Genomic DNA, 24,863 nt, shown 5'->3' on the forward strand with positions numbered 1-24,863 from the left:
ACAAGCCATTGAAGATCGAATTAGGAATACAGCTTAAGATTTAACTTTTTAGTGTCCAAAATATTGACCCAAATCCAAGAAAATCAAAGACTTATGAAAAAACGAAGAAAATAAAAAAGTGATAAAGGGTAAGGCAGGACCCCTAACCCTAATAGATAAAAACGGAGTTGTTTTGTGAACTATCAATAAGATTCTGGGGATTTCTCTAACAAGTATAATGCATCATCTAATCCATACTTAAATGCAAGTCATCATAATGATGAAGGAACAGATCTATATTATTCTATTGATTATTATAATGCATTATAAAAGGTAGAAAACACTTTACGAACGTTTGTGTAAAAAGCCATTAACAGAAAATGTTAATATGTATCTATAATAGTAAAAAATGCTCTGGGGTTGTGTCACCAGAGCATTTTCTATTTTAAAGATAGTATTTGTGATAGTAGTAAGAAAGAGCAGAGAAACGGCTTAAGGGTCAAGTTTTTAAAGGGGAAAGGAAATGTTCTTTTATTGTGCAAGTAACACATTCAGAACGAGTGGAAGAGTGTATGAAAAAATAGAGTGGTTGTGAATCATGAACCTGTTTTATAAAATTAAGTACGGATAAATTTTATAGAATAGGGACATACTTTAATAGCCCAGATGAGAGTTAATGGATATACGGATATGGAGTAGACAGGAGAGATTTGTTTTATTCTTATTGAAAGTGTAAAACCATTACCGCCAAAAGATGTTCATTTGCAGCCCACACCTACCTACATTCCTATACCCGTTAATATGGACCGCGAAATACAAATATCCATTAAAGTGAACCGGATTACCACTATACAATTAACTTCTTATATTATTGAAACCAAAGAATTGGATAAAGCAGGGGGCTTGATTTGATCCTAAAAGGGTAATCACTTTTAAAACTACTCATAAAAAGGTAAATAGAAGGAGGAAACCATGCAGAATCCTGAGAACTTCTTTAGTGATCAAGAAATTTGTATGCACTTTGATACGGGGTCCGATCTGTTTGGTGGGAGCGATCATTCCTCCAATATTCGGGAATTCTTTATTTGTCTACCCCACACATGAAGAGTTTGTCAAAGCAGAAAATGATCAACAAAATCATTATGTATATACACGAGGGACTAACCCAACTGTTGAAATCGCCGAAAAAAAATTAGCCGCATTGGAGCAGTGGGAGCAATGTAAATGTTTTGCTTCAGGAATGGCTGCGATTACTGCAGCAATTTTCAACAGTGTAAAAGCCGGAGACCATGTGTTATGTATAAGTAATATATATAAATCCACAATGGATCTGTTAACTTATTTGCAGAAGTTTGGGATTAACCATTCAGTTGTTTACTCGACTGTGAAGAAAGATATCGAGAGAGCTATCATGCCAAATACAAAATTAATATACCTGGAAAATCCGACAGATTTGAATCTCAAACTTGTCGATCTTAAGGTTATTGGTGATATGGCAAGGTCTGGTGGTGTTCGTACGATCATTGATAATACATGGGCCACCCCCCTCTTTCAAAAGCCTTTAACTTATGGGATTGATATTGTAGTTCATTCCGCATCTAAATACTTAGGAGGACATAGTGACTTGTTAGGCGGTGCATTAATTACTAGTGGTGAAGTAATGAAGGATCTTTTTAATAAGGAGTATTTATTGTTTGGTGGAACGATGGGGCCGCGCGAAGCCTCACTATTGTTGCGGGGATATCAAACATTGCCATTACGTATGAAAGTACATCAAGAAAACGCTAAGCAAATCGCAGGTTTCCTTTCTTCCCATCCAGCTGTATCAAGGGTAAATTACCCTGGACTTCACTCACCGCGTAATACAGAAATAAATAATCAACAGCTAACTGGCTTCTCGGGTTTATTGACTTTCGAACTTAAAAGTGCAAATTATGAAGCAGTAAAGGAAGTGATAAACAAAGTAAGGATCTTTAAAATTGGCGTGTCCTGGGGTTCTTTCGAGAGTCTTATTATGTCTCCAAACTTAGGTAACAATGCTGACAATCTAATCAAGGAACATGTAAGCCCTGGGTTAATTCGTCTCTCTGTAGGAATGGAACCAGCAGAAAAATTAGTCGCAGATCTTGAACAAGCACTAGATTTATGAGATCTCTGTTTGCAGGATAACCTGAAATGTATCATCCTTTTGACACTAGAATGGGGAATTACTTAAGTAATAACTGGCATTTGTTTATGCGATCTATTTTTTATAATTGCTGTTAGGGATGGATTTTTTCCCATATGGATTTATTAATGATTTAATGGGATACTTCCAATAAACAAAAAAATGTAAAGGAGATATCCACTTGACATTAATCCGACTAGGTTATGTAGCCATGAGTACTCATGTGCCAAACTGTTCACCATCGCAAACGATGACTTTTACTCAGTTTTCGAAAATTAAGGACAAAGATGCGGCGATAAGGAAACTTGAACGCATTTCGATTTCCAATCTTCACAATTGTTGGCGTTTACTGATTCATAACGAAGCTAATAATATTCAATTCTTTAGACTTTCTTCTAAACTCATACCTTTAGCCAATCATCCAGAAATCCCAGAGTGGGACTACATAGATCCTCTTTTGGAGGAACTTGCCAAATTAAAATCATTTATTACAAATCATCCAAAAATAAGGATAGATTTTCACCCAGATCATTACGTCATCTTGAATAGTTCAAATATAGATATAATGAAGACATCATTAAGAACATTAAGGATGCATTATACTTTATTGGAGAAAATGGGGATTAACCCTGAGCATCGCTGTGTTCTGCATGTTGGCGGCGGTTATGGCGAACATGTACAGGCTTTGGAGCAGTTTATTCATAATTGGGGGTTGATTCCTGAATCGATTCAAAGAATGGTCATTCTCGAGAATGATGATACTACCTTTACTTTGACGGAAACACTTTACTTATGTGAGAAATTGGGGATTCCTATAGTTTTTGATTATCACCATTACCTCGCACATCGGTTACCAAGTGAAAATTGGAAAGATCATTGGGACCGAATATTAAATACCTGGAGTAATTCCAAACTACCTCCTAAAATGCATATTTCAAGTCCAAGGTCCGATAAAGAATTTCGAGCACATGCTGACTTTGTGGATACAGGAATCTTCATGGATTTTTTGCAACAAATTAAGGGGAGTTTACCACAATTGGATTGTATGATTGAAGCAAAACAAAAGGATGGAGCACTTTTCCAGTTGATGGATCAGCTGCAAGTTTACAAAGATATAGAGATCATTGATGGAGCCAGTTTTTATATTCATTAATAAATTGAGGTGATTTGATAAAGAGGGTGCATAAGATTCTCTTTATCAAATGTAATAAATAATAATTGAAGATATTGTTTACATAACATAGTTATGGTCAATCGAATTGATTTTATAAAAATGAACAATATGATTAAATGATAGAAATATTCAAAAGTATACATTAACTTACAAAAATATTAAAAAAGACAAAAAAACGAGCTTCATATTTAGTTTTTAAAGCCGTTGTTTTAAATCCATAGAGTCATTAATCAAAACTGTCTTAAAAACGCTATATGGATCTATACAGACGTTTAAAGGACGTTGGTAGATTTTAAGGGCTTATTGGGTAATTTCGCAAGAATATTCCGAATGTAACAAAGGACCTCTATTGATACATTCGAAATCGCGTTAAATCAAGGTTTATAAGGGTATTGAAATTAAAAAAACTTGCCTTTTTTTCGCCTGTTCACGTACAATGAAAGAAGGGGAAAGGGGAATGAGACATTCATGCAAGCGACCTCTCAAAGAATCAAGAATGTCCAGCCGATACGCCGGCTCGATCACATAGAAAAGATGAAAAAGTCACTATTAAAATATTGCAGCTACAGGGATTATATGATGTTTTCAATTGGGATAAATATCGGTTTGCGTATAGGGGATCTTTTACAATTGCGAGTGAAAGATATCCTAGAAGGCACGCATATAGTCATTGTGGAGCAAAAGACAGATAAAATTAAACGGTTCATCGTCAATCCTCAACTTCGTAAGGAAGTAAAGAAGTATGTCCGGAAAATGAACCTGAATAATGAACAATATTTATTTCCAAGTCGAAAAGGGAATGGACCGATCACTAGGGTACAAGCCTACCGGGTCTTGAACAAAGCAGCTGAAATGGCAGACATTCCGGATGTAGGTACACATACCTTAAGAAAAACTTTCGGTTATTTGCATTACCAAAAATTCAAGGATATCGCATTACTGCAGCAAATCCTAAATCACTCCAATCCAAAAGATACGATGATTTACATAGGTCTTACACAAGATTTAATGGACGAAACATTAATGGATTTCTATTATTAACTGACCGGGCCGATTTATAGCCGACAAGTATTACTCAGTTTGTTATTGGTTACCACATTCCTATAATAGGGAGGTATTCCAGCGCAAACATTATTTCGATATAACTGGATGGTTAAAGAAGACTGGTCGTTAATCGGAGAGATGAAAGAGGAAGAGCTTCTCCGTTCCACAACTAGCGGAGTGGGGGACATAATCCAAACACTTTTCCATTTAGTTGATGTAGAAAGGAGTTGGATACGCCTTTTACAAGGGAAAAAACCTCACTGAGAGTTTTGAAAATTACAAGAGTTTGGATCAAGTAATGAAATTGGACGCTGTTTTTCGTACGGAAGTGAAGGGCTTTGTATACAATTGGAATAAGAACTTGGAAAATAAATTATTTTATGACACAGTAACAAATGGGAAAATTGTAACTGATACTTGGGGTGAGCGAAAGTGTCATAGTTTTTATCATTTTGATCGGAGAATAACCAGCCAATATCGGGTCAAGATATTAGCTGGTTATTTGTAATGAACACTTAGCTGTGAAAAGAGCGCAATTTTTCACTCCAGAAAAGCGCCCAGTTGTTGAAGGATCCTTGTTTAAACTTTATTCAAGGTAAGCGGCTTTTAAACGATAGACTAGTTACAAAACTCCCTTATAATCTGCTTCTTTATTTCTTCTATCGGAAACTTCTGTGGATAGGTAGATATCATCAACATAATACCTTGGAGCACAGATGAAAAATATAACGATCGTTTCCTCGGCTCCTTTTCTCCCATTATTTCAAATATTTTGCATTGCAACTCAAACTGTCTAGTGTTTTCCTCGATAAGGAGATGATTGTATTTAATCAACTCTTCATCAGCCTCTGGCTGTGTTTGCAAGTGCAGATAGAACCGGTGGACTTCCGGTTTTTTCTGGATATTATCAATGGCACCATGGACTATATGTTCAAGCTGTTCAAGAGGTGTATTTAAGGTGAACGCTTCTTCCATGACTTCAACCACTTCCTTGATTCTGGCCTCGACCATTTCAGAAAGCAGTTCTTCTTTTCCTTTGTAATAGTTATAGAGTAACCCTTTAGAAATACCCGCCTTCTTGGCTATATCGCTTATAGAAGTAGCGTAATATCCTTGTTTCATAAATAACTCCATGGCTGCAGTACGAATTTTTTCTTTGGATGCTTGGCGAATACGGTCATTCTCTTCGGGTGTACGTGGCATTTTAACTTCAATCCTCCATAAAGGCAGTGAATTCTTGATATAAAACTTCAGAATGGGTGAGGGGCAGCATATGATCGGCATCCTCTAGTTCGATGAAACGGATGTTTGGAACCTTACGGAAACAATCGGCAACTCGAAAATTGTCTGCCAAGTCTTTTTTGCCAATAAAAAATAAAGTTTCGGGGTTCAATTCTTCTAATTGTTCCATTGCTGGCGGCTGAGGCCATTTCATACAGAAATCAGCGGGCCACTTAAGCATGCGCCCGAAATGATGCCTGAGCATTTGAACAGTGAGATCTTTGTGCGGACTATCGATAACAACCTGGTAAGTTGGTGAATGAAGGGCAAGCTCCAACATCTTATCTATATTGGGGGCACTTTCTAATATCTTGGCATGATATTGTTCAAACTCCTTTGAATAGGGAAAACCTGTTAAAGAAGGAGCGATTAATACAAGTTTCGATACTCTTTCAGGGTAATTAAGAGCGAAATCAGTTGCAATCTGTCCGCCCATGGAATGGCCTATAATCGTTGCCTGATCAAGTTCCAGGTAATCCATTAGAGCCAATACATCTTCAACATAGTTTGCATGTTTTATTGGGGATGGTGATTTACCGGCACCACGACCATCAAAAGCAATCACTTTGTAATCCTTAGATAAAAGAGATGCCAAAAATGTCCATTGCCTCAAATCAGCACCACCACTATGAATAAGAACAACCGGAAGACCATTACCAGTAATCTCGAAATATAAATCCAATACAACCCCTCCGATTTTTACTGAATTTTCAGTATTATTTTATTATTGAATGAACATTTAGTCAATAGAAAACGCAATTTAATTTCGCAAAATCGCCCGTTCTCTAAAATAACATAACTGCCATGTTATTATAAACCATTATCAAAAATCAGTATTTTTGTAACGATTGATTACTGAATCGACAGTATAGAACATTCTGTTAAAGTGATAGTCTCAGCAACCGGAATATCTCAAGGTTCTCTATATAAGGCAATAAATCGATGAAAACTGAAAGAAATAAACGAATAAGGAGTATTTTATTAGTCTCCATATTTACTTTGCGGTCCAGAGCAAGAACCATGTCATTAAGTCTTGTTGAACAACTAATGAATTAGCTGATCTCAGAAATGAATAAACAGGCCTCATTAAGTAGTTACCATAATATAATTATGGTAACTACTATTCCTGATTTATTCTACTATTCATAAAAAAACCTATAATTATAGGGTTCCAGACTGTAGACAATCTTCAACTAAAGAAAGGTTTTTCTTTTTTTAATGAACTCTGGCAATCAACGCCAATGTTGAATAATATTTATCAAAGTATAAGAAGGAGAGGATGCTCTGTCTTTTAAAACTAAATTTCGTGTAAAATCCTTATTTTAGAGGAAGAATCTCAGGGGAAATTCAATATTATAAAAAGGCATTCTGTTGAGGAATGCCTTTTTTATAATATTATTCAGGATTTTTCAAGTTATTAGTTAAAAAATTTACCTTTGCTCAACGGGAATAAATAGGGGGATTTTAAAATAAACCTATTTATCTATTGAATCAATAGGTTGTTCTAATCTCATATGAATTAATAACAAAGAACAAAATGGAGCGTGCACCTTTAAAAGCTAAGTAAAAACGATTAATTCAACTAAATTTTAAAAACATTCTTAATATTACTTTACTCACTTCATCAAGATTAAGTTCATTAAACCCAACTGTTATAATATTAATAATTTGACTATATTTGTTAAAAATACTATTATGAAAACGCATACATAGTTTAACCTCATAGATTAATAGATTGAAGGAGGAGTAACATGCCTAAAACTTTGTTTAAACTGGATCTTAGTAAACCGATGGAGCAACAAGCACACCCGGGGCATAATCGTTGGCATCCGGATATTCCCGCTGCTTTTTCAGTAGAGCTGGGCCAATCGTTTCGTATGGAGTGTAAAGATTGGACGGATGGACAAATTAGCAACAATGACGATCCTCGTGACATTAGGGATGTTATTTTGCCGCGAGTTCATGTATTAAGCGGACCGGTTTATGTAAATGGAGTGGAACCGGGTGATTTATTAGTTGTTGATATTTTGGATATCGGTGCGTTTGCTGAGTCTGAATGGGGTTTTAATGGAATTTTCGCCAAAGAAAATGGAGGAAGTTTTTTAACAGAACATTATCCGGAAGCAGCGAAATCTATCTGGGACTTTGAAGGAATTTATACGACTTCAAGGCATGTGCCAGGTGTTAAGTTTGCCGGACTTATCCACCCTGGGTTAATTGGTGTGGCGCCTTCAATGGAGCTTCTGCAAGAGTGGAATAAACGAGAAAATGAATTGAAGATGACAGATCCCGACCGTGTACCTGAACTAGCAACTTCTCCTCAAGCAGAGCATGCAGTGCTAGGCACGTTAAAAGGAGCAGAATTTGATCGGGTGGTCAAAGAGGGAGCCAGAACCGTGCCTCCAAGGGAAAATGGAGGAAACTGTGACATTAAAAATTTATCAAAAGGTTCAAGAATTTTCTTCCCAGTATTTGTGGACGGAGCAAAACTTTCGGTAGGTGACCTCCATTTTTCACAAGGAGATGGCGAAATTACATTCTGCGGCGGGATTGAAATGGCGGGATGGATTGATCTTCGTGTCGACGTGATTAAGGGAGGTATGGAGAAATATAAAATTAAAGACAATCCTGTCTTCAAACCTGGTCCGGTTGAACCAAATTATTCCGATTATTTAGTGTTTGAAGGCATTTCGGTAGATGAGTTTACAGGAAAGCAACATTATTTGGATGCACATATTGCATACCGCCGAGCTTGCCTGAATGCAATCGAATATTTGAAAACACTCGGTTATACAGGAGAGCAGGCATATATGATATTAGGTACAGCGCCTATTGAAGGCCGGATAAATGGTATCGTCGACATCCCTAATGCGTGTTGTACCGTGGCCATTCCGACCCAAATATTTGATAAAGATATTAATCCAAAGTAATAAATAGATGGATGAAGGGGGAATTTCCTTGCCTAGTTACACCTTTAACTGCAGTCAATGCGGTGAGTTCACACTATTCTTTAAGTCAATGGCAGGCAATAAAGGAACAGCGCAATGTCCGGGCTGCCATCAAGGGGCTTCCCGTGTCTACCAACCACCCAATTTATTTTCTAATTCGAAGGAAATACGCACCCGTATTGAACGGGGGATGGAGCCTCGTAGAATGACAAAAGAAGAATTAGGGCCAAAACAAAGTAAAAGGAAACCACAAGTCAGTCGTCCATGGCAAGTTGGGCAGTAAGCAAAGACGATTTCTCCTATAAACACTTAAAAAAGCAAAAAAAGGAAGATCAAATTCCTTTTTGTGCTTTTGGTTTTTATTTAAAGGGATAAAAGGTAACATCTAAGATTTTACCGCGATTTTTTGTATCACATTGCGATGAAAATACGATTCATGCTTACTTAATTCTGCTTCGGTGGTCATTACTTAAAATAGTTACTAGCATCTACTAATTCAAGCTGTTCCAGTACTTCTGGTTGAATTTCTTTAATAGAGGAACAAGAAACTAATCCTTCTGAAACGTAACCAATTAAATAATCCTTTAAAATCACGAACATAATTAAAGAGGGTGAGGGATGCTCTGATATCCAGTTTGGCATCTTGTTTAAATAGTTAAATATAAACAGGTGACACAAATTATAATCAGATGTGAATTAGATGTTTACTTAATATATTGTATCCAGAGTTTTTTTTATTGGATACAATATATTTAATTTTTTAGTGTTGTAATCGCTTTATATAGTTGATATAGTTAAAATTGTATCCAATATTGAAAGGTGGACGCTTAATTGGATAATGTTAATTCCGATCGAGATAAATCAACCATCGTTAAAAATGTAACCAAAAGCCTTAGGAATGCGATTTTGAATGGGACGTTGAAAAAGGGGGAGCGACTCATCCAAGAGGAGTGGGCAGATCGCCTGGAAGTTAGCAGAATGCCCATTCGTGAAGCCCTTACACAGCTTCAAATGGAAGGCTTGGTGGAAATGGTTCCTCATAAAGGAGCAGTCGTCACACCTATTACCCGGGATGATATTGAAGAAATTTATCATACCAGGTCCCTGCTTGAAGGGCTTGCCGTGGAAAAATCGCTTCCTTATTTAACAAAGGAGGATAAGGAAAAATTAAAAGGTATTTTGATTGAAATGGAAGGAATTCAGTTATCTGATGAAACCAATGAGCATTATATCCTTTTAAATGCGGCTTTCCATGAAACCCTTCGCAAAGGGTGTCCATGGCCAAGGGTTCAAAAAATGGTAGAGACACTCGGTATCTCACCCATTGCGCCGAATTTGCTGATTGATTATTATCCAGAAACGCAAAGGGAACACCGGATGATATATGAAGCGGCACTAAGAGGGGATCCTGCAGAACTAAGGGCAGCAGTAGAGTTTCACATTTTACGAACTAAGAATAATTTAATTACGTATATGGCGTTGCTGAATACTAAAAATCATCAATAAAAGGAGTGTTAATTGTGTATGATTTTGCAATTGTTGGTGGGGGAATAGTAGGTTTATCGACGGGAATGGCACTTTATCAGCGTTTTCCTAATGCTAAAGTGGTAGTCATTGAAAAAGAGGCCGTTGTTGCAGATCATCAAACGGGGCATAACAGCGGCGTCATCCATTCAGGAATTTATTATAAACCAGGCAGTTTCAAGGCACGGTTTGCCCGTCAAGGAAGCAAATCAATGACGGAATTCTGCCGGATGCATGGAATTGAACATGATATTTGCGGAAAGGTCATTGTTGCAACAAAGCCAGAAGAGTTGCCCCTTTTGGATGATTTATATTCACGCGGTTTGCAAAATGAGCTAGCTATACAACGAATCGGTGTGGACGAGTTAAAGGAAATCGAACCACATGTCAATGGACTTGGTGCGATACGCGTCCCGCAAGCAGGCATCGTCAATTATCGTCAGGTAAGTGAAAAGATGGCGGATATCATTCGGGGCAACGGCGGTGAAATCAAGCTGAATACAAAGGTGGAGAAGATTGACGAGAATTTTGATGATGTCATCATCGAAACGAACAATGGTACCATTAAGTCAAGGATAGTCATTAATTGCGCAGGGTTGCACAGTGACCGTATCGCAGCTGCTGCGGGGTATAAAACTGATATGAAAATTGTCCCGTTTCGCGGTGAGTATTTTAAACTGAAGCCCGAAAAGCGCTTCCTTGTCAACCATTTAATTTATCCGGTACCTAACCCGAAATTCCCATTTTTAGGGGTTCATTTCACACGGATGATTAGCGGGGAAGTAGATGCTGGACCAAATGCTGTACTAAGTTTCAAGCGGGAAGGTTATAAAAAAACCGACTTCAATGCGAAAGATTTAACTGAAGTTTTAAGCTATAAAGGTTTTTGGAAGCTGGCTAGTAAATTCATGAAGGAAGGGATGGATGAGTATGTCCGCTCTTTTAGTAAAAAGCAATTTACGAAAAGCCTGCAGGAATTAATTCCGGAAATTCAAGAAGATGATTTAATCCCTGCACCTTCTGGAGTGCGGGCCCAGGCGTTACAGGATGATGGTAATATGGTGGATGATTTTCATATTATAATGGGGAAACGGACCATTCATGTATGTAATGCACCGTCACCTGCTGCAACAGCCTCAATTGAAATTGGAAAAGAGGTTGTTAACCGGATTCCGGAACAATCACACTTATTGGAAGCTGTATTGACAAAATAAAATTCGTTAAAGAGAGAGGAAGAAGCCTCATGTTCAATGGTAAAACAATTTTCATTGCAGGTCATGCACGTTTACCTCAAGGAATGGCAGCGAAAAGTGTCTTTGAAACATTGACCATCACTGCAGAAATCGATGCTAAATATGGGGTTGTCCTGGAAGCCTCTTGTACATTGGCAACAGAGCATGGCCGGGAATTCATTGGGCGTTTGTTAAAAGGGACCAGTCTAAATGATGGTGTTAATGACGCGATAGAATCGATTCAAACTTATTATCGGGGGAAAGCGGCTAATGCATTGATTGCTGCCTTAAAGGACCTGGATCTCCATTTTCAGCAAATTAAAGCAGGAGAAAAAACGAAACTACCAAGTTAGTAATATAATTTATCAGAATAATTTGTAAAAACCATTGACAATTTTACTGAAAAACGTTTAAATGGAATTAAGCCAATATTATGACATTAACACCTTTTGGAAAATACCATTTCAGAATCGTGTAAAGATCTTAATGATTGGAAACAGGAAAAATAAATCATACATAACTGCATATTCGCTGTGACTCTATTTGCATAGAGCAGTGAAGTGAATATAAGCCAGTTGTACAGTTGGACTCCTATTTTATTTGGGGATCATGTGCGACTGGCTTTTTATATTTCCTGTTAATTTTTTCATCCATATAACAAATAACAGGAGGAATTATTCATGAGCATTGCAGAAAAAAAGAGAGTTAAATTTGAAAGGAAAACAGAAAAATATGAGGTGAAAGTCCACCCTCAAACCAGCCGATTGTATCATATTGAAATTTCTAAAGAAGCAATTGCCGCATTTTTAGAAACGGCATTGAAGGATTCTCAGTCTGTTCAACATCTGGAATATACACCATACGCAAGACTCATCGTTGCATCATATCTATTGGATCAAGTAGGAGAAGACTTTGGTGAAGTGCTTAGGAACATCGTTCATGATCGGGATTCCGGCGGGTTCACCCTCGGCTTGGAAGGTGTCACTGAAAATACAGATGAATATGTCATTTTTGCAACGGCCATTTCATACTTGCTTGGAACACCTAACCATGATGCGATGTCAGGAAAATATTATGCACGTTTTAGTGTTCAAGACACGGATAGCAGCGATTCATATTTACGTCAAGCCTATCGTTTATTTACACTTCATACAGACGGAACTTTTGTAGATGAACCAACGGACTGGTTACTAATGATGAAGATGATCGAACAAAATGCCAGCGGTGGCGAATCTCGCTTATTGCACCTAGACGATTGGAAAGAGCTTGATATGTACGTTAATCATCCATTATCAAGTCAAAAATTCACGTATAAGGCTCCAAAAAGCAAGAACATTGATCAGGAGATTGAAAGATTGACTTTCTTCAATCATAATAACAAGCCTGGTGTATGTTTTATCGATCAATTTGTTTATCCTGAATCAATTGAACAAGCAAAATACTTACGGGATTTTTCAAATTCATTAGAAAACGATGAAAGTGTAGTTGAACTGGAACTGCCTGTTGGAGATTTAGTTGTCGTCAACAATATTTTTTGGCTTCACGGCCGCGCTGCATTTGAAAAAGATCCGAACCTGAACCGTGAATTACTACGTCAGCGCGGAAGATTTAATCAATAGTTTCATTTTGTAAACCCAAATGTTTTTCTCCATCCCCAAATACCATTTAAAGATAAATTCTTTTCCACTCTTTGATTGGAAAGCAATTTATCTTTTTTTTGCAAGGTTCTATTAAAGATTAATGTTTTTAATTTGAAGTGAAAAAAGAGGACCTTAAACAATTGTTTCTCTAGTTATTCATCTTGAACTCAAAGTTTAATCTATTCTATATTTTCATTAATCTTCCTGCTTCATCATTCAAACCTAATTTAACCATTTCATTAATGATCCATTCTTTTAACTCTATCTTGTCTGAAATTAAGTAAGTAAATTGAGCATCTCTTATGAAAGCCAGTTTGCTTTCCGTTGTTGCTGAATTAAAAAAAGATTTCACGTCTTCCAAGGTAATCTCCATATCTTTTTCAAGTTTGTATTTGATATGTTTCCTATTCATACGGCCTAAAGATACTATGCCAATACCATCAAGAGTCGATAACATTGTTTGTTGCTCTCTTGCTGTCATTACTTCTTTTTCCACATAATGATATACATTCTCTATTATTTTGCATCCAATTGTGGATCTTATCTTTTCTACTACATAGTTTGCTTGTTCTTCATTTTCCTCATCTACTTCTTTTTTTAGTTCTTTGAACAAACTAATATACTGTTCCTCTTCTTTAATTAAATTAATGTTAGAAATTGTAGTGGCATCTTTCATGTACAAACTAAGCTAACAAACTACCTTATATTCCTTGCTACAATTTTTATAGGTGTATCAAAATCCATTGGACTGATACATACAATAAACGCATTCTCCAAATTAGATACCATTCCAAAATCGGTTAGGAAGCCATAATGAATGCCGCCACAACCTATATTTGCAAACGGAATGACATCGTAGGGAGTCATTTCATAAGGTGAGAAGTCTACTTGTAAACAAAGGCTTAAATCACCTAATGAGTATCCTTCTTTTTCAATAACCTCCTCTAAATTCTGGAGCATTTCAAAGGTTGGCGGCATTTTCAAGTACTTTCCAAGATAACTCATACTTTTCTCCTCTAATTTTGCGCCTTGAGATAATTTAAGGATAGCTCACACACTAAAATTTTACAATTATTTGCTATCAGATGGTATAGTTCTCCTAAAAAGCAACAAAAATTATTGAACAATTCTAAAATAAAAAATGACTTCCACCATAGCAAGTTGCTCTTTTATCGTAAAATTCTTTTACGGTGGCTGTTATTAACATTATTAAACTCACAATGGTTTCACTTGAATTTTTAGGAAAGGTAGTTCAAGATTGGAAGGTGGTTAAATTAATGAACTTTTAAACTATTTTTATGGGGAGAAAAAATGGATAAATTTAGAAATCATTTGTATTTAAATATGTTTTTTGGAACTATTGGTATAGTTCTAATCGGTGTAGGTGCTTTGAAGTATCAAGTTGTAATGGATGATTTTGAAGGATACATCATTGCCTATACTGGTTTTTTATTTACTACCGGTTACATAAATTACTTAGAAAAAAAAGCTGGAATAAGCAATAAAATAATTTGGATTAAAGCGGGCATCTCTATTGCTCTATTTTTAATTATTTCTTTTACTTTACATATCTTATCCTTTTAACAGGGTCCATAACGACTATTAAGGTTGTAGAGGAACGTAAGAAGTAGCATTTGTCAGTTGAAAGTATTTCCTATAAATGGATATCTGAGAAAAATCATCCGTAAAGGAAAAAACAACAATAATTGAACATCATCAAAAATATGCTTTTAAAAATACTCTGCTAAAGGGTGTTGTTAGGTATGTTAGTTAAACAAAGAGAGATATAATATGAATTAAAATTCATGAAAAAAGGAGATAGTTTATGGGGATCGCTAATTTTTCTAATTTTACGCACTTTGAGGACTTAATTAATGCTTTACCTGCTGCCTATACAGATGAAATGATACAAAGCGAGCAATTTTTGCTTGAAAGAGATGAAAAGAAAAAACTCGAAATTTATTACGCACCTTTCGAATATGTAAATGAACTGGCCAAAGTGGTAATTGTCGGAATCACTCCTGGTTTACATCAAATGAAAAAATCGTATTCTACCGTAATTAACTTAGAGGACATACATAGCGATGAAGAGATCCTACACGAAGTAAAAAAGAATTCCAGCTTTGAAGGATCGATGAGAAAAAATTTGATTCAAATGTTAGATGAGCTTGGGTTACACATATACTTAGGCATATCGTCCACTCTGGACCTTTTTAAAGAAGCTAGTCACATCGTTCATACCACCTCTGTTTTAACCTATCCTGTCTTTTATAACGGGAAAAATTACAACGGAACAACTCCGAACATATTAAAGACCGAGTTGCTTAAAAAAAATATAATGGAAGGCTTTGCTACCGAAATAGGTGCCATCGATCGCCCGCTCATTATTCCTTTAGGCGTTAATGTTTCCAAGGTATTAAACTATTTAGCGGGTCAAGATTATTTAGATTCAAACAACATACTTCTAGGGTTTCCTCATCCATCTGGAGGAAATGGTCATCGACATAAGCAATTTGCAGAAAATAAAGAGCAAATGCAAATGATGTTACATCATTATTTTTCGAAATAAATGAGATAAAAAGGTAATGCACTCTGTCCTATCTTGATACAGAAAAGTTCAATGGATATATAACTGTATTGAATACAATTAAAGTAACTACCACCTTTTACAGTAAATACTCGGTAAAAATGTATGTATTGGTGATGATGGTTATTTGTGGCTTCAACAATTTCCTTTAGAGAAAAACCATACGGTAACAACGATTTTTATTGCAAATGAAAGGAACTGTTTTTAAAAAAACTGACCTAGGCAAGTTCCAGGGTCAGTTGAGTGTAGGCATAAAATTTATATTAAAATCGCACCTCTTACATCATAATTTTCTAAATCGATATCCATTTTTCTGTCAAGTGCGAGGTTTGCCAATTGGGAGCCAATATAGGGGCCCATTGTTAAACCAGATGCTCCAAGACCATTGGCAACGATTATTCCTTCCCAATCTGGCAAAGGACCAATAACCGGAAGGAATCCAGGTGTGAATGGACGAAAGCCCACCCTCGCTTCAACAAAAGTACTGTCTGTCAAGCCAGGAGCGGTATTTAATGCTTTATTGAAAACTTCCCGTAATCCTCCTGCGGTCATTCGGTTATCGAAAACTTCCGTATTTTCATGAGTCGCCCCAGCGACGATTTTATTATTATCGAAAGCCAAAAGATATTGATCACTTGGAGGCATGACGACAGGCCAGTTATTCGTATTTGCATTTGGTATTTTCAGATGAATGATTTGGGCCTTTTGGAAGCTGACTTGAAAATTCACACCCAAAGGTTTCAGTAATTCTGGTGCCCATGCTCCAGCACAAACAATCGTTTTATCTGCAGGTATGAATTCATCTTCAACCATTACACCTGTCACTTGTGCACCATTATATTTAAGTATAGCCTCACCGTACATTAGTTTCGCACCGTTTTTTTGTGATGCCCGCAATAAGGAATCACGTAGCGCACGACCATCGACCCGAGCGGCACCACTCACGTGCACTGCTGCATATTCACTGGAAAGTGGCGGGAATAAGGCACTTGTTTCCTCTGGAGTAAGGAATGTGATCGTCCCGATCTCTGGTGCATCTTCTTTCCGTTTTGCTGCTCGGTTCTTCATGGCAATCAGTTTTTCTTTATCTGTATGTAAACTTATGGCCCCAACTTGGGCATAACCAGTCTCAGTTTCCCCATCCCGTTCAAGTTCTTCAATTAACCCGGGATAAAAAGCCGCTCCATTTTTAGCAAGGAGATACCAAGCTTGATTGCGCCTTTGGGATATCCATGGGCATACGATTCCTGCAGCTGCAGATGTTGCCTGTCCTTCATCTTGGCGGTCGATAATGATCACTTCAGCCCCGTTTTTAGCCAGCTGATAGGCAGTGGAAGCTCCTAAAATCCCCGCTCCAACTACAATGATTTTTTGCATATTTAACATCCCATTTCTCTCGTATGTATAACACCTACCATTACTATATCGAAGACACGAAACGATTACCACAACCGATATTGTAATTTCTTTCACAAAGTTATTTTATCTGCAGTGAATATGCTATGATTGAAATTGCGAAAGCTTGAAAAGATACTAGGAGGACATAACATGTTAAAAAAACAAATGGAATCATACATATCAAAATCCATAATCGAAAACAAAGTTGAGTTGTTTAAAGAAGAAAGGGATTATGTTGAAAAGCATAAATTAATCGCTGATGATATCACTATAGTGGAAAAAGAAAATACATCCAGATTTACAGATGCATATATCGAGCGCAGTAATAAAGAGAGTGAAGAATTGATTTCTGAAGAGAACTCTGCATTTTTAACACAATCGATCGAGTATTTGAAAAATAATAAAGAAGAATTCCTTTACTTTGAATCCAAATGGTTCGGATTAATCGGTGTTGAGGCACTTTCATTGGAAATGGATGATGTTTTCGGTACTTATAACGCGATGTTCGGATTGAAATTCCAGAAAAAAATGGGAGAATCTTTAAAAACGTATTTAACAAAGGAACTTCAAGAAGGCATTGGATCATTCAGCTTGATGTTTAACCAGGGCGATGGTCTATGGGATGTGAATTTTGCCTTGGATAATGTAAATGGGTTTCGAGAAGACCTATCATTAGAAGAAACTTTTAATTTAATCTATCATTTTCTTTTTATCCTTGTTGAAACGATCGAGGAAGATATGTAAAAAAACGAGGTACCGCCATCAATTTGATGGCGGTTTTTTTAAGTTTAGAGCTTTATTTCCATACCTCTAGACATGGTTTAAGGCCCTTTAGATTAGGTGAACTTTAAAGAATTCAGCAAATTAATTTTAATGATATAACTTAACACTTTATTTCACAGTGGAAAAAACAGGGTCTGCACTCGATGTGGAACGCAGCCAATTTATGTTTTGAGTTCATTTGCTTCGGTTAGAATCTCAACTTATTATGAATTTGAGAAACAGCGAAAAGAGCCTCTTTGTCTCGAAGGACGGCCTCATGTTTGTTTCCTTTTCGAATAATATATCCCTCAAAGTCCATTCCAATAAAATTAAAGATATAGTTAAACTGCTGAATCATGGGCAGTCACCAGTTTAAACAATATGCTGAAAAGATGATCAGACTAAGTCCAAAAGCAATTATGGCGGCAAATGGAGAAGAAGAACTAACTGGTACACTTACAATAGGAGCACAGGAGAGCCAGTGTACCTATCGATTACTACCAAATTCATAAAGAGTTCAAGGCTGAATTTCCTAATGTTTAGCTTGTCTTTAAGCCTGCACATTCTGACGAAAAGGTGAGAAAACAGATAATTGAAGGATTATTAGATGTCGCTTTTATTATGGACGAAGTAAGTCAGAGGATTCATAAAGTATAGAGCAACTTATCAAGGAAGAGTTAAAAATGGTTACCTCACCAAACAAACCAAAATCAGAGTTTTCACCATTTGATCTTAAGCATGAAACACTTTTGCTTACAGAGAAGTGCTGTCATCTAGTAATTCAAATGTAATTTCTTTACCAACAGCTTGTAGCCAATACCTGTGACCTTCACTAGATAAAAGATTTGGATGAATTCGAGCGAAATCATCTTTTTCATATTGAGCTCCCTAATATTAATGTTGCATCAATCCTCTATCAACCATTTGGAGAATTGTAGTAATTTAAGTTTGTCATAGGTTGCTTCTGCTGAGAACAGGCAGCTATCAACAATCATTTTGCTTACCGACGCATATATCATTTCAATGCCTGATGCAATCATGGAATTGAAACCAACTCAAATAATGGTCTAGGAATTTTGTCGCCACGCCATTGAACCGATTTATCCAGCAGCCCTTTAGCAGAATAGCTAAAAAAATATAAATATGTCATACTAATTTTCGTTATTGAATGATGATTAAAATATTTTCGAAGATTATAATTAACCTAATATAAAAAAAATTCAAAGGGGACCTGATCATGAAAATTGTTATTGCACCAGATTCCTATAAAGGGAGTTTGTCAGCATTAGAAGCTTCGGAAGCAATCGAGCGAGGGGTCAGGAAGGCGCTGCCGGATGCCGAGACTGAATTGGTTCCTGCAGCGGATGGCGGTGAAGGTACGATGGATAGTCTTGTGGCAGCTACAAATGGGCGAAAAGTTGAAGTAACCGTTAAAGGGCCTTTACTTGAAGACGTACAGGCAGCATATGGAATTTTGGGTGATCAGGAAACATGTGTGATTGAAATGGCCAGTGCATCCGGTTTATGTCTAATCGATCCAGATGAGTTGAACCCATTGATAACAACTACATACGGACAGGGGAGCTCATTCAAAAAGCATTGAATGATGGATGTCGAAAGTTCATTTTAGCGATTGGCGGAAGCGCTACCAATGATGCCGGAGTTGGAATGCTTCAGGCTTTGGGAATGAAGGTGTTTGATGATGAGGGGAGTCCTTTGGGATTAGGGGGTGCCGAATTATCGCGTGTATCTGAAATAAATACGGAGGCTTTTGATCCAAGAATTGCAGATTCCGAGTTTTTGATTGCTTCGGATGTTCAAAATCCGTTAGTCGGACCGGATGGGGCATCAAGTGTATTCGGACCCCAAAAAGGGGCCACCCCTGCCATGATTGAAATGCTTGATAAAGCTTTATCAACATGGGCTGATTTGGTGGAAATCAAGACAGGCATTCACTTGCATGATAAAGCTGGAGCTGGTGCTGCTGGTGGAATTGGAAGTGCATTTCAGGCCTTTTTCCATGCGGAAACAAAAAGGGGCGTCGATATTGTTATGGAATATACGAAACTGGGTGAAAAACTTTACGATGCTGATTGTGTCTTTACCGGTGAGGGCCAAATCGATTACCAAACAGCTTCAGGTAAAACACCAATGGGAATTGCTCAAGAAGCGAAAAAGTATGATATTCCCGTATTTGTCTTGGCTGGATCAATCGGAACAGGTATTGAAGCTTTATATGACCATGGAATAACTAGTGTCCATAGTCTGGTGAACGCTCCTATGCCTTTAAAGGAAGCTATGGAAAGAGGGGCTGAATTTTTGGAACTAGCAGCTGAACAAGTAATGCGGACTTTTTTGGCAGCGAGTAAAAATAGGCGGTAATCATATGTGTTATTTATTGTTTTGGCCATTTGCGTGTTCTTAATTGTTTTTGCGACAACTAAATTCAAGTTGCATCCGTTCTTATCGCTACTATTAGTAGGCACTTATTTGTGGGTTTTGCTTCTGGAATGCCTCTGGATCAGATACTTGAGAATATTAACAGCGGTTTTGGCGGACTGATGACGAGCATTGGACTTGTAATCGTTTTCGGTTCAATAATCGGAACCATTTTGGAAAAGGCCGTGGCCGTTTTACGAATGACCGAAGTCGTATTGAGGATTATCGGTCCTAAACCTTAATACAAGGGGTAGTCACGATTATCACGACGATGATATTATGGGTCATTCTTGTGTAATATTAATATTGGGAAAATGGAGAGGCGTGAAAAGCTTCTCTTTTTTATGCGTTAAATAAAATATATTTTCATTTTCATATTGGTGTAAGAACTAAAATAGTGTATGATGCATAGTATAAGGTATGGTGTATGTCACATAGTATAGAGAAGAGGTGATTGGATGAGCACTTTACTGAATTCATTAACCACTGAGCTGCGCAGAGGCACTCTGACGTTAGCTGTTCTAAGTCAGCTCAAAACCCCTCAGTATGGGTACTCGCTTGTCCAGCGTTTAGAGAAGTCGGGAATTACCATTGATCAAAGTACTTTATATCCTTTGCTTCGCCGCCTGGAAAAACAAGAATTGGTCACAAGCAGCTGGGATACTTCTGAAAGTAGACCGCGCAAGTACTATTCTTTAAGCGATTATGGGGGAGAAATATTCATTCAGTTAAAGGAAGAATGGGAAAAAACTTCTCAAGAGCTTTATATATTATTAAAAGGAGAGGGAGAAGATGGAGCTGATTGAACTTTATATTCAGGAAGTGACTCGCAGGCTGCCAGAAAAAAAACGGGGGGATATTGCGCTTGAGCTTCAATCTACAATCGAAGACATGCTTCCGGTGGATCATACGGAGCAAGACGTGAAAGCCGTCCTTTTAAAATTAGGAGATCCGGTTATACTGGCAAGTCGTTATCGCGATCGGCCGATGCATTTGATTGGACCGCGTTATTTTGATGTTTATATCTGTCTGTTGAAGATGATTTTACCAATAGCTGCAGTCATTTCACTGATCGGATTAGTGGGGGATAATCCTTTTCGGGATATGGGGAATACGGTTGTGGACGCAATTTTAATAATAATCGGGAAAGGGATTACCGGTATCATCAGTACAGGTATCCAAGTGTTTTTCTGGTTAACGCTTTCATTTGCCATTTTAGAACGCATGGATACTTCAAAAGACCAGTCGCCTTTAACAAAAGACTGGAAACCATGGACACCGGAAAACCTAAAAGTTATGCCGAACATTTCAAAGAAAAAAGCGGTTCCTATGATCGAGATTTTTGCGAGTTTGTTAGGTCTTTCTGTCTTCGCGGCCCTTTATTTCAATGCAGCAAACCTCTTAGGAGTCTATGAAAAAAGAAATGGCAGTCTCATTTTCGTGACACCTTCTTTCAATCAAGATGTATTGAATTCCTATTGGCTGCTGGTATCATGCGTCATTATCATTGGGGTGCTCTTAGCTATATATAAATTATTTTTAGGTCGATGGACCCTGAAATTAGCTTTATTTCATGCCATTTACCAGCTGTTGTACACTCTGGCTTTCATCATCATCATCAGTAATCCTGATTTATTGAACCCGGAATTCCTTGCATACCAAAGAACACTATTCTCAATCGATGAATGGAAAAGCTCGATATACTGGGGTCTCATACTCATCTTCATCATTTTTGCCGCCTACGATACCTATCAAGGCTTCCGTAAGGCAAAAATCCGTTAATGCACAGCATCTAGCTGTGTTTTTTGTTTGAAAGTTCCCTGAAGTGAAAAGTGAGCTGTTACAAGTCTGAAATATTATTTCTCAACCGATACAAGGGACAACAAAAAAACACCTCATATGACATATAGTTTTTAACTAACTATACAGCATATGAGGCGTTACATTTAAACCAATGTTTTATTGAACTGCATCGAACTGATTGACTTTCCAAGCGGAACCGGACTTATAAAAGGTAACCGTTCTTTTTACTGACTCACCGTCGACTGTAGGTACAGTTAAATTGTATGACCTAACGTTTTGTTTTTGATAGACCAATTTAATTTTGGCTTTTTTCCACTCTAACATGCTAAAGCCATCTCCGATTGGACGTGCTAATTTCCCTTTATAGGTAATGTAATTATATTTAGTCAGTCCTTTTTCAACTGCATTATTAGTAAATGTCTCTGCCAGGTAGGCAGTCAATTTATCTTTTGTATTAAACTCTTGGCAAATGTATGAATACTCTGTCCCTTTATAATTGAAAGTTTTTTGTGAACATGATTGGGTTTTGTACCCATGTAAAGCATTCCAAAAATGTTTGCTGGCATTATCGGCTATCTTTAATGCATTTGCATCAGATAAATTCTGTGATGACGTTTTGGCGGTAACCTGACCACTTAATGTGAAAAATAAAATGATAATGGATAATAGCACACCTGAAAATTTTTTCATATTTTATCTCCCCAATCCCTAATAGGATACTTATGTAACGAAAGTTTAATTAATATTACAATTGTTACATTTATATTACAACATGATCGGCGAAAGTAAAAGAGAAATCTTGTTAATTTTTAAATATAATTATAGATTTTATTAAATATACATAGTTTGTTCACTTTATTCTTTTTGAAAGGAGCGTTCACCGAGTTGTAAATAGAAGGACACTAGCTGTTACATACTTCATATTCCACCAACTGGCCTATTTAAAACCTAGCAGTTAATTCTTTTGCAATTACAGGACAAGTTAATTCATTATATTTTTATTATTACCAATATATGTACAAAGAATTCGAATTACCCAGGCAGAACCCGAAAAAAATAAAATATAAAGGTTTGACAAACTTTCTAATCTTAACGTATGATAAATAATATACTTGAATACTTTCTCCTAAGGGGAGTAGCTTTTACAACAATGTCGTCATTACGGAGCTCTTTGCTCTCGGTGTTGTTGGCAGCATATTGTTGTTAGCCAGACCTTACCTATTGGTAAAGGTCTATTTTCTAATATAAACCTTTACCAAAATGGTAAAGGTTTTTTTGTAGTCCGGATGATGCAGCCCTAAAGGAAATGTATAAATATGTGGTTTAATAGAAAAACAAATAAATATAAATGGAGTGTATTCTTTGATACTTAGAAAATCTTTGTTACTTTTAGGGATAGGTTCTGCACAAATAGATTTAATCCTTCCAAAAAATACGTATAAATCAGGTGAATTAATAAACGGCTATTTCTTGATTAAGGGTGGTACCCAGGAGCAAAGAATAAGGAGGATCGAATGTGATTTAATTATGGATACTCATTCTACGGGAATGGAAAATACCCTTAAGACGAGCACCATTTTAGCTTCAAGTGAGATTGAGTCAGGGGAAAGCAATGAAATTCCTTTTAACTTTAGTCTTCCTATATTGAAGGAGCCTTATAAGCGAGGGGTTTCCTATCGCCTTAAAACAAGACTTATATTGGATGAAGGGATAATAGGAAAGGATGATGATTGGATCTTAATCGATTCTGAATAAAGTTGAAATAGAGGTGTGAACATGGAAATCTTGAATTTTACTGAGCGTGCTTTGGATTATTTGAAGGAATTCTTATTAATGAGGCTGTTTATATTAACTTTACTGTTATTGGCGGTATATTATATTTTGAATAAAATGGTCGAATGGTTCTTTAAAAGATCTGATTTTTTTGAGGAAGAAGTGGAAAAAACGATACAGGGGGTAACTCGTTCCAGTCTCAGGTACGGCATAGTTTTGATTTTCCTCATTTATCTGATTGGGCAGTTCATTGATATAAAAGGAATTTTAGCAGGAGCGGGGATCGTGGGAATCGTTATCGGGTTTGCCGCTCAGCAAATGCTTAAGGATATTTTATTGGGATTTGTAAGGCTTTCAGATAATGAATTTCGTGTAGGGAATTTTGTGACATTCAATGGGACAAGTTCCGGAACCGTAGAGGAAATCGGTATCAGGTTCATGCAGATCAGAGAATGGTCAGGAAAATTGCTGACCATCCCACACAGTGAAATCAGGACGATTCAAAATTTCAATAAAGGTAGAATGCGAATCATTGAACGCATTACAGTAAGTTACCAAGAAAATCCTGAAAAGGTAAAACGGCTGTTGGAGGATATATGTATTATCTGTAATGATAAGTATGGTGAAAATCTTCTAAGGCTAGAGGATGGTACACCCGAAGAGGATTTTAGATACATAGGCATTACGGATTTAAATCCGAATCTTAAATATGTGGGATATGAACTATGCATAGTGGGGCTTGTAAAACCTGAACATTACTTTGAAACAGCAAGAAATGTCAGGTTTGAGATGATGGCTGCTTTACATGAGCATCAAATTCTTATGCCATCTTCCCATTTACTTGTACAGGCGAATCCGAATCATGAACGTATGCTAGAGAACTGATAAGAAGCATACACTTGCATGAGCTATTCCGGGAAAAGGTCATGAAAAAAATTGTGGCAAAGTGGAACAAAGTGCAGAAGCACCAATCAGCAATAACCCTGAAAACTTACGATATAAAAGGGTGTTCTTTTAAAGGAAGTTCTTTTTGAATAAGAAAATGAACAAGTCTGATCCAAAAAAGGATTATCATTGAATTTTTATCTTGATTTTTCAGATTAAATGGATTA

At 36.9% G+C, this 24,863-nt stretch carries 23 protein-coding genes and 3 pseudogenes; 19 read left to right on the forward strand and 7 right to left on the reverse strand.

Annotated features, from left to right (window positions below; genetic code table 11):
* Positions 1-1,024 precede the first annotated feature (1,024 nt).
* From ACFX4L_RS10565 to ACFX4L_RS10580, 4 genes are all read left to right on the forward strand, one after another.
* A complete protein-coding gene (locus ACFX4L_RS10565; protein WP_377405046.1) occupies positions 1,025-2,128 on the forward strand; it encodes a trans-sulfuration enzyme family protein in 1,104 nt (367 codons plus the stop codon).
* 199 nt (positions 2,129-2,327) lie between these two features.
* On the forward strand, positions 2,328-3,299 hold the full coding sequence (gene uvsE, locus ACFX4L_RS10570) for a UV DNA damage repair endonuclease UvsE (RefSeq protein WP_377383262.1): 972 nt from the start codon (positions 2,328-2,330) through the stop codon (positions 3,297-3,299).
* A gap of 489 nt (positions 3,300-3,788) precedes the next feature.
* Positions 3,789-4,361: a site-specific integrase gene (locus ACFX4L_RS10575; RefSeq protein WP_250211804.1), complete on the forward strand. Its 573-nt coding sequence runs from the start codon at positions 3,789-3,791 to the stop codon at positions 4,359-4,361.
* A gap of 75 nt (positions 4,362-4,436) precedes the next feature.
* A complete protein-coding gene (locus ACFX4L_RS10580) occupies positions 4,437-4,628 on the forward strand; it encodes a DinB family protein (RefSeq protein ID WP_377383296.1) in 192 nt (63 codons plus the stop codon).
* Between the two features lie 354 nt (positions 4,629-4,982).
* Here the strand turns inward: ACFX4L_RS10580 and ACFX4L_RS10585 are convergent, their stop codons facing one another.
* Together ACFX4L_RS10585 and ACFX4L_RS10590 are read right to left on the reverse strand one after the other, a co-directional pair.
* Positions 4,983-5,567, reverse strand: coding sequence for a TetR/AcrR family transcriptional regulator (locus ACFX4L_RS10585; RefSeq protein WP_284470724.1), 585 nt, complete (start codon positions 5,565-5,567; stop codon positions 4,983-4,985).
* Between the two features lie 7 nt (positions 5,568-5,574).
* Positions 5,575-6,327, reverse strand: coding sequence for an alpha/beta fold hydrolase (locus ACFX4L_RS10590; protein ID WP_377405049.1), 753 nt, complete (start codon positions 6,325-6,327; stop codon positions 5,575-5,577).
* 1,069 nt (positions 6,328-7,396) lie between these two features.
* Between ACFX4L_RS10590 and fmdA the strand changes: the two genes are divergently transcribed.
* The 6 genes from fmdA to glaH all read left to right on the forward strand — a co-directional run bounded on the left by fmdA (position 7,397) and on the right by glaH (position 12,968).
* Positions 7,397-8,575, forward strand: coding sequence for a formamidase (fmdA, locus tag ACFX4L_RS10595; protein WP_284470726.1), 1,179 nt, complete (start codon positions 7,397-7,399; stop codon positions 8,573-8,575).
* Between the two features lie 28 nt (positions 8,576-8,603).
* The gene (locus tag ACFX4L_RS10600; RefSeq protein ID WP_061463260.1) at positions 8,604-8,876 is read left to right on the forward strand and encodes a zinc ribbon domain-containing protein; all 273 of its coding nucleotides are present in this window, start codon (positions 8,604-8,606) and stop codon (positions 8,874-8,876) included.
* A 548-nt stretch (positions 8,877-9,424) separates the two neighbouring features.
* Complete coding sequence (locus tag ACFX4L_RS10605; protein WP_377405052.1) at positions 9,425-10,099, forward strand: GntR family transcriptional regulator; 675 nt, start codon at positions 9,425-9,427, stop codon at positions 10,097-10,099.
* 14 nt (positions 10,100-10,113) lie between these two features.
* Positions 10,114-11,331: an L-2-hydroxyglutarate oxidase gene (gene lhgO, locus ACFX4L_RS10610; protein WP_230302683.1), complete on the forward strand. Its 1,218-nt coding sequence runs from the start codon at positions 10,114-10,116 to the stop codon at positions 11,329-11,331.
* A 29-nt stretch (positions 11,332-11,360) separates the two neighbouring features.
* Entirely contained in the window at positions 11,361-11,702 is a 342-nt protein-coding gene (locus tag ACFX4L_RS10615; RefSeq protein WP_377383254.1) for a DUF3870 domain-containing protein, read from the forward strand.
* Between the two features lie 327 nt (positions 11,703-12,029).
* The gene (gene glaH, locus ACFX4L_RS10620; protein WP_377383252.1) at positions 12,030-12,968 is read left to right on the forward strand and encodes a glutarate dioxygenase GlaH; all 939 of its coding nucleotides are present in this window, start codon (positions 12,030-12,032) and stop codon (positions 12,966-12,968) included.
* 205 nt (positions 12,969-13,173) lie between these two features.
* On the opposite strand, the gene ACFX4L_RS10625 is transcribed toward glaH, so the two are convergent.
* Positions 13,174-13,665, reverse strand: a complete 492-nt coding sequence (locus ACFX4L_RS10625) for a hypothetical protein (protein WP_377405055.1) — start codon at positions 13,663-13,665, stop codon at positions 13,174-13,176.
* Positions 13,666-13,685: 20 nt separating this feature from the next.
* Entirely contained in the window at positions 13,686-13,994 is a 309-nt protein-coding gene (locus tag ACFX4L_RS10630) for a hypothetical protein (protein ID WP_377405058.1), read from the reverse strand.
* Between the two features lie 306 nt (positions 13,995-14,300).
* On the opposite strand from ACFX4L_RS10630, the gene ACFX4L_RS10635 reads away from it, so the two are divergent.
* Complete coding sequence (locus tag ACFX4L_RS10635) at positions 14,301-14,573, forward strand: hypothetical protein (protein ID WP_377405061.1); 273 nt, start codon at positions 14,301-14,303, stop codon at positions 14,571-14,573.
* Between the two features lie 241 nt (positions 14,574-14,814).
* Complete coding sequence (locus tag ACFX4L_RS10640; RefSeq protein ID WP_377405064.1) at positions 14,815-15,558, forward strand: uracil-DNA glycosylase family protein; 744 nt, start codon at positions 14,815-14,817, stop codon at positions 15,556-15,558.
* A 276-nt stretch (positions 15,559-15,834) separates the two neighbouring features.
* Here ACFX4L_RS10640 and ACFX4L_RS10645 read toward each other — a convergent pair whose 3' ends face one another.
* The gene (locus ACFX4L_RS10645) at positions 15,835-16,953 is read right to left on the reverse strand and encodes an NAD(P)/FAD-dependent oxidoreductase (RefSeq protein WP_377405067.1); all 1,119 of its coding nucleotides are present in this window, start codon (positions 16,951-16,953) and stop codon (positions 15,835-15,837) included.
* 171 nt (positions 16,954-17,124) lie between these two features.
* On the opposite strand from ACFX4L_RS10645, the gene ACFX4L_RS10650 reads away from it, so the two are divergent.
* The gene (locus tag ACFX4L_RS10650) at positions 17,125-17,718 is read left to right on the forward strand and encodes a branched-chain amino acid aminotransferase (RefSeq protein ID WP_377383242.1); all 594 of its coding nucleotides are present in this window, start codon (positions 17,125-17,127) and stop codon (positions 17,716-17,718) included.
* Between the two features lie 923 nt (positions 17,719-18,641).
* Here ACFX4L_RS10650 and ACFX4L_RS10655 read toward each other — a convergent pair.
* Positions 18,642-18,855, reverse strand: a pseudogene (locus ACFX4L_RS10655) (IS1595 family transposase); the annotation flags it as partial.
* 118 nt (positions 18,856-18,973) lie between these two features.
* Between ACFX4L_RS10655 and ACFX4L_RS10660 the strand changes: the two are divergent.
* The 4 genes and pseudogenes from ACFX4L_RS10660 (at position 18,974) to ACFX4L_RS10675 (ending at position 21,957) form a co-directional block, all read left to right on the forward strand.
* Positions 18,974-20,118, forward strand: a pseudogene (locus tag ACFX4L_RS10660) (glycerate kinase).
* Between the two features lie 6 nt (positions 20,119-20,124).
* Positions 20,125-20,411: pseudogene (locus tag ACFX4L_RS10665) on the forward strand (GntT/GntP/DsdX family permease); the annotation flags it as partial.
* 222 nt (positions 20,412-20,633) lie between these two features.
* Entirely contained in the window at positions 20,634-20,981 is a 348-nt protein-coding gene (locus ACFX4L_RS10670) for a PadR family transcriptional regulator (protein WP_061463248.1), read from the forward strand.
* On the forward strand, positions 20,968-21,957 hold the full coding sequence (locus tag ACFX4L_RS10675; protein ID WP_377405070.1) for a hypothetical protein: 990 nt from the start codon (positions 20,968-20,970) through the stop codon (positions 21,955-21,957). Before ACFX4L_RS10670 ends, ACFX4L_RS10675 begins: the two co-directional genes overlap by 14 nt.
* A 177-nt stretch (positions 21,958-22,134) precedes the next feature.
* Here the strand turns inward: ACFX4L_RS10675 and ACFX4L_RS10680 are convergent, their stop codons facing one another.
* Entirely contained in the window at positions 22,135-22,668 is a 534-nt protein-coding gene (locus ACFX4L_RS10680) for an IseA DL-endopeptidase inhibitor family protein (RefSeq protein ID WP_284470734.1), read from the reverse strand.
* Between the two features lie 672 nt (positions 22,669-23,340).
* Between ACFX4L_RS10680 and ACFX4L_RS10685 the strand changes: the two genes are divergently transcribed.
* Together ACFX4L_RS10685 and ACFX4L_RS10690 are read left to right on the forward strand one after the other, a co-directional pair.
* Complete coding sequence (locus ACFX4L_RS10685) at positions 23,341-23,733, forward strand: sporulation protein (RefSeq protein ID WP_250211803.1); 393 nt, start codon at positions 23,341-23,343, stop codon at positions 23,731-23,733.
* A gap of 21 nt (positions 23,734-23,754) precedes the next feature.
* Positions 23,755-24,636 (forward strand): mechanosensitive ion channel family protein, encoded by an 882-nt coding sequence (locus tag ACFX4L_RS10690; RefSeq protein WP_377383236.1) that lies wholly within the window; start codon positions 23,755-23,757, stop codon positions 24,634-24,636.
* Positions 24,637-24,863: the final 227 nt, after the last annotated feature.

It is taken from the genome of Peribacillus sp. YIM B13482 (assembly GCF_042787975.1).
In the GTDB taxonomy this organism is placed as follows: Bacteria; Bacillota; Bacilli; order Bacillales; family DSM-1321; genus Peribacillus; species Peribacillus simplex_A.